General features: G+C 58.5%; 11 protein-coding genes, 1 tRNA gene and 1 pseudogene. 7 read left to right on the top strand and 6 right to left on the bottom strand.

Annotation, left to right across the window (positions count from 1 at the left end; all coding sequences use genetic code 11):
* Positions 1-27: 27 nt before the first annotated feature.
* The gene (locus tag U0988_RS03690; RefSeq protein WP_322291293.1) at positions 28-1,311 is read right to left on the bottom strand and encodes a glycosyltransferase family A protein; all 1,284 of its coding nucleotides are present in this window, start codon (positions 1,309-1,311) and stop codon (positions 28-30) included.
* A gap of 15 nt (positions 1,312-1,326) precedes the next feature.
* Here U0988_RS03690 and U0988_RS03695 point away from each other — a divergent pair, with 15 nt between their 5' ends.
* Both U0988_RS03695 and U0988_RS03700 read left to right on the top strand, forming a co-directional pair.
* Positions 1,327-2,307 (top strand): glycosyltransferase family A protein, encoded by a 981-nt coding sequence (locus U0988_RS03695; protein ID WP_322291294.1) that lies wholly within the window; start codon positions 1,327-1,329, stop codon positions 2,305-2,307.
* A 107-nt stretch (positions 2,308-2,414) separates the two neighbouring features.
* Positions 2,415-4,391 carry an alpha/beta hydrolase family protein gene (locus tag U0988_RS03700; protein WP_322291295.1) on the top strand — a complete coding sequence of 659 codons (1,977 nt, stop codon included), beginning with the start codon at positions 2,415-2,417 and terminating at the stop codon, positions 4,389-4,391.
* 150 nt (positions 4,392-4,541) lie between these two features.
* Here the strand turns inward: U0988_RS03700 and U0988_RS03705 are convergent, their stop codons facing one another.
* The 4 genes from U0988_RS03705 to U0988_RS03720 all read right to left on the bottom strand — a co-directional run bounded on the left by U0988_RS03705 (position 4,542) and on the right by U0988_RS03720 (position 8,529).
* Positions 4,542-6,932 carry a putative bifunctional diguanylate cyclase/phosphodiesterase gene (locus U0988_RS03705; protein WP_322291296.1) on the bottom strand — a complete coding sequence of 797 codons (2,391 nt, stop codon included), beginning with the start codon at positions 6,930-6,932 and terminating at the stop codon, positions 4,542-4,544.
* Positions 6,933-6,954: 22 nt separating this feature from the next.
* Entirely contained in the window at positions 6,955-7,326 is a 372-nt protein-coding gene (locus U0988_RS03710) for a hypothetical protein (RefSeq protein WP_322291297.1), read from the bottom strand.
* 84 nt (positions 7,327-7,410) lie between these two features.
* Positions 7,411-8,157: a methanethiol S-methyltransferase gene (mddA, locus tag U0988_RS03715; protein ID WP_322291298.1), complete on the bottom strand. Its 747-nt coding sequence runs from the start codon at positions 8,155-8,157 to the stop codon at positions 7,411-7,413.
* 282 nt (positions 8,158-8,439) lie between these two features.
* Positions 8,440-8,529: transfer RNA gene (locus U0988_RS03720), tRNA-Ser, on the bottom strand.
* Between the two features lie 188 nt (positions 8,530-8,717).
* Here U0988_RS03720 and hspQ point away from each other — a divergent pair.
* The gene (gene hspQ / locus U0988_RS03725; RefSeq protein ID WP_322291299.1) at positions 8,718-9,098 is read left to right on the top strand and encodes a heat shock protein HspQ; all 381 of its coding nucleotides are present in this window, start codon (positions 8,718-8,720) and stop codon (positions 9,096-9,098) included.
* 28 nt (positions 9,099-9,126) lie between these two features.
* Here hspQ and U0988_RS03730 read toward each other — a convergent pair whose 3' ends face one another.
* Entirely contained in the window at positions 9,127-10,044 is a 918-nt protein-coding gene (locus U0988_RS03730; RefSeq protein WP_322291300.1) for an ABC transporter permease, read from the bottom strand.
* Positions 10,045-10,117: 73 nt separating this feature from the next.
* Here U0988_RS03730 and U0988_RS03735 point away from each other — a divergent pair, with 73 nt between their 5' ends.
* The 4 genes and pseudogenes from U0988_RS03735 to U0988_RS03750 all read left to right on the top strand — a co-directional run.
* Positions 10,118-10,819, top strand: coding sequence for a GcrA family cell cycle regulator (locus U0988_RS03735; RefSeq protein ID WP_322291301.1), 702 nt, complete (start codon positions 10,118-10,120; stop codon positions 10,817-10,819).
* Between the two features lie 43 nt (positions 10,820-10,862).
* Entirely contained in the window at positions 10,863-11,054 is a 192-nt protein-coding gene (locus tag U0988_RS03740; protein ID WP_322291302.1) for a hypothetical protein, read from the top strand.
* Positions 11,055-11,121: 67 nt separating this feature from the next.
* Complete coding sequence (locus tag U0988_RS03745; RefSeq protein ID WP_322291303.1) at positions 11,122-11,646, top strand: DUF1993 domain-containing protein; 525 nt, start codon at positions 11,122-11,124, stop codon at positions 11,644-11,646.
* A gap of 4 nt (positions 11,647-11,650) precedes the next feature.
* Positions 11,651-11,887: pseudogene (locus U0988_RS03750) on the top strand (DUF481 domain-containing protein); the annotation flags it as partial.

Below are 11,887 nucleotides of genomic sequence, written 5' to 3' on the forward strand. Positions count from 1 at the left end.
CTCGTGAGCCGACCGCGCGCACCAGACCTAGAGGGCCTTTGCATCGAGACCTTCTCGCACGAACTCCGCCGATGATGATGGATCAAACGCGGAGGCACTACCCGCCGAGGCAGGGCACAGAAAAAGATCCCTGACGCCGCTTTCCCGTCTTCTCTGACGCGCCCTCCCGATCGCGCTCCGAATGAACCGTGGCAACGCCCTGATGGACGACCTCCGCTTCCGGCGCTCGGCGAGAATGTGGCGACAATTGGCCCATCGGCCGGCGGCAAATTCCCGCTGCAACAGCCAGTCGACATACATGTCGCGGCCTCGTCGCAAAGTACGCGCGAACTCCGGCCGCCGCCCGAGCACTTCGGATCTCACGGCAGCATCCGACCGCAGCATCTGAGCCACGTCGACCGACATGGCGGCGGGCGTCTGCCGGTACCCAACCAAATGATCCGCGACGACCAGGAACAGGTGCTGCTCGGCCATGCGGAGGAAAAGCTTCCAGTCCTCGCAGCCCTGCGCGCCGCGGCTGCGCAGAGACGGGTCATATCCCCCTGCTTCCAGAACGCAGGACTTGCGCATCAAGGCCGCGCTGCCATTTCCCACGAAATTTCCGAGGCACAGTGCCGCAAGCACATCACCCGTATGCGTCGGCATTTCACGCGTGTTCACGACCATTCCTTGCTGGTCGATTTGGGCGCTCCAACAATAGACCAGACCCACATCCGGGCCGGCGGACCGCAGCATCCGCAATTGCCGTTCGATCTTGGTCGGACGCCACACATCGTCCGCATCTACCGGAGCCACCAGCTCGCCCCGGGCCGCCGCGATGCCAGCGTTTCGAGCTGCGGCTACACCGCCATTGGCCTGACAGATCAGGCGAACCCGCGTATCCTCTTGCGCATGGAGAGCCACAATCGCAGTAGTCTGGTCGTGAGAGCCGTCGTCGACAACGATGATCTCGAGATCTTTGTGCGTTTGCTGACGGACGCTGCGCAGTGTCTCGTCGATGGTCTGCTCCGCATTTCGCGCCGGAATGATGACCGAAACGAACTCCGGGGCAAGCGCACCACCGGAAACACAAGCGGCTTGCGCGTCTGTCGATTTTCCTTGGCTGTCGCTCAAAGCGGTCTCCCGTGTGCGCTGGGACGCAGGAGGGTGCGCTTTCCCGACCTTGAATGAAAGCATGAAAACAACACATGCATAGCCATTCCCACCTTTGGTGCGCCGCCCGGGGAGAATTGCTTGTGGCGGCAAAATTAACTTACTATCCTGTTTAAAAGACACAAGTTTTGACTCGCTGTAAAGGTCGGCATCCTGCAAGCCGAAAGGTAAATTGTGGCCCGTCAGAAAAATCGCGTTTCGGTCATCATCCCGGCATACAATGCCGAACGGACCCTCGACGAGACACTTCTCAGCGCGCGGTCTCAGTCGCATCGGGGCTTGGAGATTATCGTCGTCGATGACGGGTCGGTTGATTCCACGGTCGAGATCGCGCAGCGCCACGCTGCGGAGGACCCACGGGTCCGCGTACTCCAACAAGGTAACGCGGGCGTCGCCGCTGCCCGCAACATGGGCATCGCGGCGGCGACGGGAGAATACATCGCGCCATTGGATGCGGATGACCTGTGGCATCCGCGGAAGATAGAATGGCAACTCGAGGTGTTTGCGCGAGAGGGCCCCGAGGTGGGCGTGGTCTACACATGGTATGCGTTGATTGACCATCGCTCCCGGATAGAGCGGCTCAGGACGCTGCCTATCTTCCAGGGCGATGTACTGGCCGATCTTGCGCATTTCAATTTCATCGGAAACGGAAGCTCCCCCCTGATCAGGGAGCATCTGTTCAAGGAATTGACCGGCTACGATACTACGCTTCGTGCCCGTGGCGGTGAAGGATGCGAAGATTGGAAGTTCTATTTCGAACTGGCCGAACGCTGCCATTTCGGGGTCATCCCAGCGCCCTTGACAGGTTACCGCGTCCATCCTGAAAACATGTCCAGCAACGGTCTGCAGATGCTCAAGTCACGTGATCTTGCGATTTCCGACCTGCTATTGCGCCACCCGGACCTGTCCGGCGAATTTCGCATAGGACGTAATCGCCTGAGCGGGTTCCTGCTGCATCGTGCGCTTCGGCGGCTCCGGGTAAGACAAGCCTTCGCGTTGGCCTCCTCGATCGCAGGTCATGATCTGTATTTCTTGTTTAAGACGGTCGGGTCGCTTCCCGTCTCTGTCGGCAGAACCGCGATGGGCCGACTTTTGCGGCATTACAGGAATGGCGGCCGACCGGCGACCTTTGCAGAAATGTGCGGCTCTGAATGATCGCCATGCCGCCAAGCATGGGGGGAGAATGGGAGCACTGCATCTTGTGAAAACTCACCTGCCATTTATAGCTGAGGCCATGAGCGCACTTTAAGGGGGAGAAGTAGGTGCTTGATCTGGTTACTTTAGTACTGGCGGCAACCCTAGCGGTGCCCGGACCGGCGGCGGAACCGGTTAGCGCAAATGTTCCGAGCGCGGCTTCCGTGAAGAAGGCGGAGAAGGCACCGGAAAAACTTCCGATCGAAACGTTCTCGACACTGCCTTTCATCGAAATGGCCCGGCTATCGCCGGATGGCACTCATATCGCTGGTTTGTTCGCTGTAGGCAATGAGCAGCAGATAGTGATCTCACCGCTTGGTTTCGACGCCGGCAAAGTCAAAACGGTGGGAATACCAGATGGTACCGAGATCAATAGCATCCGCTGGGTCAACGATGACAACATCTTGGTCGGCATCATTGGATTGGCACAGGTCCAAACCGACCAATGGTACATCACCCGCATGATAGCGATCAACCGCAAGACCGGGAACCTGACCAAGCTGCTGTGGAGGGAAGCCGCACAAAACGCAGCCGATGTCCTGTGGATGGCAACCGACGGCAGCCCCGACATTCTGGTTGCGGTACAAGAATCCATTTATTCAAGTGACGATGCGTTCTGGCCGACTGTTTATCGCCTGGATGTTGAAACCGGCAAGAAGCGGGTGGAAACCAAAGGCAAGCAGTACGTGATGGACTGGGGCGCTGATCAAAGCGGCAAGGTGCGGATCGGCGTCGGCTACAATGATCGGAACCAACAATCCCGACTGCTTTATGCCCAAGAGAATAGTCGTTCGTTTCGAATCGTGGACAGAGCGAACCTGGGAGAAGAAGAAGATCTGAATCTACCGTTTATGTTCATTCCTGGCACCGATAATGCACTCGTCATCAAGGGCAATGCACAGGGCAAGACAGCTGTAATCGAAAGAAACCTGCTTACAGATCTGGACATCCGAACGGTTTACGAGGCCCAGGATGATGACGTTGAGGGAGTGGTGCTGTCCTACGATGGATCGAAACTGCTCGGCATACGCCTTGGCGGGAAGGGCAAGGGAGTTGACTGGCTCGATCCCGATCTGAAAAAGGCACAAGAATATCTGGACCAGGCAGCTCCGATGGCAGAGGTCCGGATACAGAGTCTCAGCCATGACCAGAGCAAGATGCTCGTCCACATAGGGACATCGGATAATCCCGGCCTGATTTACTATTTCGATGCCAAAGAGCAGGCACTTGAAAAATTTGCTGCAGTAAATCAGGCGATTGAAGGTCGGCGTCTGGCTCGCGCCAAATATGTTCAGTACAAGGCTCGCGACGGACTCGAAATCGAAGGGGTGCTTACCCTGCCGAGGGGACGCGAGGCCAAAAACCTGCCCTTGGTGGTGATGCCGCATGGGGGGCCCTGGGCGCATGACAGTTTGACTTACGATTACTGGGCACAGTTTCTGGCCGACCGGGGCTACGCGGTGTTGCAGCCGAATTTCCGGGGATCGACCGGCTATGGCGACAACTTCCTCAAGATGGGGCAAGGTCAGCTGGGCTTTGCAATGCAGGACGATCTCACCGACGGGATCAAGTGGGCGGTAGGCGAGAATATCGCCGACCCCGCACGCGTCTGCATCGTCGGCGCATCCTATGGCGGTTATGCCGCGATGTGGGGCATTGCAAAAGACCCCGACCTCTATCGCTGTGCGATCGCAATCTCAGGGGTGTCCGCCCTTCGAAAGGAAGTAAACGATTTCGGCGGCAGCATTCGCGAAAATCTCTACAAGGGTCACTGGATTAAAATGACCCCTGATTTCAACGCCGTTTCCCCGCTCTATGCTGTCGATCGGATCAAGGCTCCCTTGCTTCTCATCCATGGAGTGAAGGACGTCACGGTCGATCACAGACAATCGGTTTTGATGCACAAGGCGATGCTGAAGGCCGGAAAATCAAGCGAGTTTGTTTCTCTGGAGAAGGCCGATCACTATTTTAGCCGCGGTGCTGACAGGTTGACTCTCTTGCAGTCCATGGAAGCATTTCTTGCCAAGCATAACCCGGCAGACTGAGACAATGCGTTAAAGGCCACCTGATGCCGGTCGGTTACGGCCAAGGGCGGCCGCGCAGCCAGCGTCCTGGGATTGGGCCTCCAAGGATCGTATTGCCCTGCCCGTATTCGAGGCCTCTACACTTCGTTTAAGACGATTGACCAAGAACAATTATGCCGCGAGCTGCGCTACTTTCTGAAACCTTTTCGAGTTCCCGATCCCGGCCAACGTCACACTGCCGAGATCCATTGCAGGGCTGAACAGGAATCCTTGCCCCAGTCCGCATCCCATCTGCTGGAGCAATTGCAGCTGTTCATCGGTTTCAATGCCTTCCGCAATAATTTGAATACCCATGTTCTTGGCCATTGCGATGAGCGCGTGAACGATCGTCCGAGCCTGCCAATCTCCTGTCATCGCTTGAACAAAACTCTTGTCGATCTTTACCTTGTCGATCGGAAAATCCCTGAGGTGTGACAGCGATGAAAAGCCGGTGCCGAAATCATCGAGGGCTATACCTACCCCCGCGTCGTGAAGCTGGGTCAGGACGTTCCGAACCGTTCCCTTGTCGTTCACCAACAACATTGTTTCCGTTATCTCCAAGGTGACCATCTGGGCAGGAACACCGGCCTCCGACAGCGACGCGAGCAACTTCTCGGCAAATCCTCGGCTCAGCAGGTCGGCCTCTGCCACGTTTACGCTGACAAAGCTTAAGCCGGGTCGAGCGGCCTGCAGCGTACCTATCTCAGCAAAGAGTGAGCGCAGCATGCGTTTGGTGATCTCCCGCGAAAGAATAGGATCCAGGATAGCTGAAATCACTTCCGTCGCGGTCAGTCTTCCGCCTGCACGAGTGTTGAGCCGCATCAGACTCTCGAAGCCCACAACCCTGCCATCTGCGAGGTCTACGATCGGCTGGTAGGCAGCAAATACGCGTTCTTCGTCCAACGCAGCGCGGACTTCAGCAATCGCCCACTGTCGCGCCTTGTTGCAATTTTCCAGAGCAAGGCTGTAGTAATGAATTGCACTCCGTTGGCGCTTTTTTCCCTCGTAGAGGGCAAGATCCGCCCTTCGAATCAACTCTCTTGCGGACATGCCATCTTCGAACCACGCGACGCCGGCCGTGCCGCTCAACTGCAGCTTCTGTCCAGAGATGGCTACCTGACCTTTAATGGACGCCAGCACCGCTTCTGTGAGCGAGGTGACTTCCATCGGCGAGGAGCCCGGCGGCGGCAGGAGCGCGAACTCATCACCACCCCATCGCGCGAGAACTGTATCCTCACCAAGGACCTTCAGCACACGCGCGCTGAGTTCTTCCAGTACAACATCGCCGACAACGTGGCCGAAGGTATCGTTGACATCCTTGAAGCCGTCCAAATCGAGAAGCACCAGCGACACCTTCTGCTTTGTCCGGCGATGTTCCTGAATCTTCTCTTGCAAAGATCTGTCAAAGGCGTGTCTGTTGTAGATGCCGGTAAGACTGTCGTAATCAGCGGCTCGCTTGAGGGCGAGAATGGCATGGTGGGCATCGGAGATGTCTCGGACCACACCGACAACCCGCGGAGAGCTGTTTTCGTTACCTTCCAGTCTCTCGCCGACGCAACGGATGCGCCTGACACATCCGTCAGCTGTGAAAAGGTCGGCCTCATATTCGAAAGGTGCACCAGTTATCGCTGCATCGCGAATTGCTTGATTGATGCGGGGGCGGTCCTCCTCCGCATAAAATCCTAACGCCCGCTTCGTATCGATTGGCTCGCCCGCTGCGAGCCCGGAGAGAGCATACATCTGATCTGAGAATTGCAGCGTGCGAGACTTCAGTCCCAGCTCCCATGCCCCAATGCCGCCGATCTTCTCGGCTTGTTTCAACAATTGGCTGCTTTTTTTGAGTGCGAGAGTTTCTCTCCGCAACAGCTTATTGAGCTTGGCGGATTCAAGAAACTCGCCCTGAGCACGGATGAGGTCTTCGGCGGTTCTTGCGAGGCACTCAAGCCGGGCGAGATCTTTCGGACCGAACTTGCGGGGACGATTATCAGCGACACATAGTGCCCCAATAAAGTGCCCTTCGGGAGAACGGATGGGATGGCCCAGGTAGGAGCGGATGTGTGGCTCCCCTGTGACCAGAGGATTGTTCGCGAAGCGAACGTCAGCCAATGCGTCTTCCACCATCAAGGGCTCGCCGCCAGCAATCGCATGGTGGCAAAACGATTCTTCGCGCGGAATCTCCCTGAGCTCAACGCCAAAGGATGAAAGCAACCACTGTCGGTCCTTATCCAGCAGGGAGACCTGAGCGAAAGGGGTTGAAAACAGGTCGGCACAGTGGCGTGTGATGCGATCGATGCCTGCGTGTGTTGGCGTGTCGAGCAGTTTCAACTTACGTAGGACAGCAACTCGTCTGACCTCGTCTTTTTCAGTCGGAAGCATTGTATATTCTCTCTTTTCCCGAAGAGAGGTACAACGCCTGTGTGAGATTTGGGTTAGCTGTGAACTGTGGCAAATACGCAAAACTGAGACAGGGTCATTCGGCTCCACTTTGTCACCGATACGATCTGCTTGAACCAGCAGCGTCATTCTCATGGGTAGAAAAGGGCACTCAGTTTGTGTGGCTATGCTCAGGCGGAGCGAAAAGGATCAGTTCAACGCGTTCGGATCCCTCGACATAGGCATCGTGACCCGGCGGTATTTCGAAAAAGTCACCCGGGCTGATGCTGGTCACCTGATCGGCTTCAATCATGCGGACGATCAACTTTCCACTGATGCAGTAGCCGGTGTGATGCATAGGACAGCTGTCTGGAAAGCCCAGCAGCGGCTTCTCGTCCTTCTCCCAGGTCCATCCCGGTTCGAAGATGGCGTGCATTCCCGTGTTGCCGTGAGCCATTTTGACAATCGAAATGCCTCCTGCATCTTTCATGTCAATCCGGTCATCGGGTGCATCGAAGCGGCGTGTTTCTATTCCCATGGTCACGGTAAGATCTCCTCACGGTTACGATCGGGCGGCTTTCCTTCTTCGTTTGCCGCGGCTGACTGAACCGACGCTTGCCGCGCCCGCTTACCGCGGTTCGCTGCGCGTTCGCCGAAGTCTTGGCGTCAGCATCCCCACGCGTTGGCGGTACTCGTCATAATCACGGCCGAAGAGTCCGACGAGATCGCGCTCTTCGTAGCGAATGGCGATGATCATGTAGACGGACATTCCAGCGGCGAGGAGGAGATGGCCATAGGTCATCACCGGAGTTGCCCAGAAGGCGAGAAAAAAGCCGGCGTAGAGGGGATGCCGAACCAGCTTGTACAGGAATGGCTGCCGGAACTGCGGTGCCGCCGCTTGCCAGCCGCGGACATAAAACCAGGCCTGCTGGAGCCCGAACAGTTCGAAATGGTTGATCAGGAAGGTGCTCAAGAGCACCACGAGCCAGCCTGCCGCAAACAGCGTCCACAAGACGTATGCGCCCACACCCGTCACGCTCCATACTTCACCTTCTATCGGACGCCAGAAAGCAAACAGGATGATCAACGCAGCGCTGGCGGCAAGAACATAGACGCTGCGCTCCGCCTGCTCGGGGACAAGGCGCTTCCAGGCTCGCTTGAAGCCCTGGCGTGCCATGATGCTGTGTTGAAGCCCGAACAGGGCAATCAAGGCGACATTTATCAGCAAGGCGAGCAGGGGCGGTGCTGTCGGGCCTTCGTCCACCGTGACCGGGACTATCGGCAAATTGCCTACGAATGCGATGAGGTAAAGAAAAGTCGCGAAGAACACCGCATAGGCGATGACGGCGAATATCAGCGAAGCTGCTTTTGACATGCCGTCTCTCCCTCGGCTGCACTAAGGAAGATTACCACGCGCAGAGGGATTCAAACAAAGGAAAATTCCCGCTTCGAGGGCTTCGTATTACTCTCCTACCTTCGGCAGCAATGAGCGTGGAGCCAGAGGCGCCGAAGGCATCGAGCACGATCTCGCCCCTCGGGAGATGTCCTTGATCGCGTCCCTGATCATCGGGACCGGCTTTTCCGTCGGGTGCATTTCCGCCTGTTCAGCGGACTTGCGCGCGCGCCCTGCGAGCTGAGACTAGTGCGGAGGGGGCGCTGGCGGAGAGACAGGGATTCGAACCCTGGGTACGGTTGCCCGCACAGTAGTTTTCGAGACTACCCCGTTCGACCACTCCGGCATCTCTCCGCGGCGCATTCGGAACGGGCCAGCTGTCCGGTCCGCCCCAAGTCTGTTCGGGAGCGCGCCGGTTAGCGGAAGGTCGGCGGCTTGCCAAGCCCTTACTCGCGTGCCCGGATGGCAACGGCGCGGGAGAGTCGTGGAGTACCGCGGCAGGTGGCTTGTTTCGCATCTGCGAAGGCCTATATTCGCGATCCATGGCTCGTACCCAGTTCTTTTCTGCAGCGGCCGGACGCACCATCGATGTGCCCCAGCGCGCGGTTGCGCGGTTCGGCATCGGCGATGTCGTGCGTCACCGGATATTCGATTTCCGCGGAGTGATCTTCGATATCGACCCGGTTTTCGCCAACAGCGAGGAATGGTACGAATCCATCCCGAAGCATATCCGGCCGAAGCGGGAGCAGCCCTATTACCACCTGCTCGCGGAAAACGAGGAATCCTCCTACGTCGCCTACGTCAGCCAGCAGAACCTGTTGGCCGATGCCGAAGGCGGTCCTGTGGACCACCCCAGCGTGGCCGAATTGTTCAGCGATTTCGAGAATGGGCGATACCGGATGCGGCGTTCGCTGACCCATTGATGCGGGGCATGGCCGAATTGGCGGTCCGCTAGTCCTTGAGCTTCCAACCCGAGCGCAGGACTTTGTAGCTGACGATCGCCAAAGCGATGTTCAGCACCACCAGTCCGGCCGCCGCACCCAGCACCGCGGTGTTGGTGTCGCCGATATCGCTCTGGCCGAGAAATCCGAAGCGGAAACCGGAAATCACATAGAAGAACGGGTTGAACCGGCTGACGGCCTGAAACAGCGGCGACAGATTGTCGATTACGTAAAAGGTGCCGGAAAGCAGCGACAACGGCGCGATGACGAAATTGGTCACTGCGGCGTTGTGATCGAATTTCTCCGCCCAGATGGAGGCAAGCAGGCCCATCAGCGCCAGCATGACCGAACCCATCAAGCCGAACCACGCGACTGCCCAGGGATGCGCCATGGCCAGCGACACACCCGGCCACAGCGACATCGCGAGACCGACCGCCAAGCCGACCATTATCGCACGGGTGACCGCCGCCAGCACGATTCCGGCCATCAATTCGCCTTCGGAAAGCGGCGGCATCAGCAGATCGATGATGGTACCCTGGATCTTGCCCGCCAGCAGCGAGAAGCTGGAATTGGCGAAGGCATTCTGCATCATGCCCATCACGATCAGGCCAGGAGCGACGAATGTCGCGAAGGGGACGCCCAGCACTTCGCGGCCTGGCCTACCCCCCGCACCGCCAAGTGCAACGGTGAAAATAACCAGAAACAGTAGGGTTGTGACCGCCGGGGCCCAAATCGTCTGCGTCTGCACCTTGAGAAATCGCCGAACCTCCTTAATATAGAGACTCCAGAGGCCGATGCGATTGACGCCGTATATTATCGGCACACCGCGTGGGCCGAACCGGTTGTTACCGTCAGTGAAAGTGCCAGAACCCGGTAACCGGGTCCCGGTCTTTTCAGTGTTTTCTTGTGTGCGGGCTTGATCGGCCATGACGGCGCGCCTAGTGCGAACAGGGTTTGCTGGCAAGTCCGGCCGAGGCTGTTTTATTATTGGATTCTTGTGAATGAGCTGGACTGACGAGCGAATTGGTACCCTGAAGACGATGTGGGAAGGCGGATCGACCGCTAGCCAGATCGCAGAGGAACTGGGCGGCGTGAGCCGAAATGCCGTGATCGGCAAGGCGCACCGCCTGGGCCTCAAGTCGCGCCCGTCGCCGGTAAAGGCCAACGACAAGAAGGCTGACCCGGCAAGTACGGCCTCCAAGCCCACTGCAAAGAAGGCTGCCCCCAAGCCCGCATCCCGGCCCGCACCCGTGCGCCCTCAGGCAGCGAAGCATCCGCCGCGCCCCGTGGCACCCGTAGCTTCCCATGCCACTCCGGAAGGGAAGGATATTCCGTCCCAACCGATGCCCAACCCGTCGAGCAATTTGCCGAAGATCGTCTCGGTCGGCCCCGGCGGTTTCCTCCGGCAGGGTCCGGGCGACCAGCAGCCGCCGATACCGCCCGCTCCGCCGCGCCGCCTAGTGCCGGCCAAGCCCAGTCCCGCAATAGCCGGCAAGACCACATTGCTCGATCTGAACGACAAGGTCTGCCGTTGGCCGATGGGCCATCCGGGAGAACCCGATTTCCATTTCTGCGGGCAGGACGTGAACCCGGGCTTCCCCTATTGCGTCGAACATTGCGGACGGGCGTTCCAGGCACAGCTGCCTCGCGGTTCGCGCCGTCCGCCCCCGCCCCTGCCATTTGGCGGGCCGCGCGTCCGCTAAGCCAGCTTCCCAACTGCGATTTGCGGCCCGCCAGGCCCGCGCAGTGCTGGCCAACCCGCGTTTCCTGCTGCTTGACGAGCCGCTGTCCTCGCTTGATCAGGCACGCGGCGCAGAGATCCTGACCATGATCGAAGAAATCGGCACTACCATCGGCATCCCGATGATCTACGTCAGCCACCAGCCGGAAGAAGCCGCGCGGCTCACCGATACGGTGCTGCAACTCGCCCCCGCCTAGAAAAGCGCCCTTGCACCGCTGCATCCCCCGCCGCTAGAGGGGGCCGGCAATACCGACAGGAAATTCCATGGCGCTTTCACTTCATTCGGCCCTGATCCCCAGCATGGTCCAGATCACCCGGTCCGTCAGCAAACTGGTCGATAAGGCAGAGGCGCATTGCGAGGAGAACTCCCTGCCACACAGCGAGATCATCGGAGCGCGGCTGGCGGAGAATATGCTGCCCTTCGCCTATCAGGTGAAATGCTGCTGGGCCCACTCTTCGCACGCGGTCGCGAGCGTTCGCGAGGGCGTGTTCACGCCCGACATGAGCCCGTTTCCCGACAGCTTCGCAGGCTTGCGCGAAGTGCTCGCAAAGGCGGTGGATGAACTGGAAGCGATTACCGAGGCGGAACTCGAGGAACTCGCCGGCAAGGACATGCGGTTCGAAATTCCCGGCAAATACCGGATCGACTTTACCGGACAGGAATTCCTGCTCAGCTTTGCGCAGCCGAATTTCTATTTTCACGCCAGTACCGCCTATGACATCCTTCGCATGAAGGGCCTGCCGCTGGGCAAGACCGACTATCTCGGCAAATTGCGATTGAAGGGCTAGTGCGGTGAACTATCGAGCCACTTCATTCGCCGCCGCAGCCGCGTTGCTGTGCACGCACCAGGTCGCGATGGCAGATTTGCCGCCGCCGGTGCAGGCGATGATCGATGCTGCCAAAGCTACCGGCGATCCCAAGAAAGTGGCCACGGTCATCGAACTCGCCAAGGCGACGAACCCCGAGGCCATTGCCGAAATCGACCAGATCGATGGCGAGTATGCCTCTCTGCGGGCTGAGCTTGTGGTT

The organism is Allopontixanthobacter sp. (assembly GCF_034376665.1).
GTDB lineage: Bacteria > Pseudomonadota > Alphaproteobacteria > Sphingomonadales > Sphingomonadaceae > Allopontixanthobacter.

What these genes read in the sequence shown, in the direction of transcription:
- U0988_RS03705 (WP_322291296.1), bottom strand. Translation starts at nt 6,932, where the DNA reads ATGACGCTGCTGGTTCAAGCAGATCGTATCGGTGACAAAGTGGAGCCG.
- mddA (WP_322291298.1), bottom strand. Translation starts at nt 8,157, where the DNA reads ATGTCAAAAGCAGCTTCGCTGATATTCGCCGTCATCGCCTATGCGGTG.
- hspQ (WP_322291299.1), top strand. Translation starts at nt 8,718, where the DNA reads ATGGCTCGTACCCAGTTCTTTTCTGCAGCGGCCGGACGCACCATCGAT.
- U0988_RS03730 (WP_322291300.1), bottom strand. Translation starts at nt 10,044, where the DNA reads ATGGCCGATCAAGCCCGCACACAAGAAAACACTGAAAAGACCGGGACC.
- U0988_RS03735 (WP_322291301.1), top strand. Translation starts at nt 10,118, where the DNA reads ATGAGCTGGACTGACGAGCGAATTGGTACCCTGAAGACGATGTGGGAA.
- U0988_RS03745 (WP_322291303.1), top strand. Translation starts at nt 11,122, where the DNA reads ATGGCGCTTTCACTTCATTCGGCCCTGATCCCCAGCATGGTCCAGATC.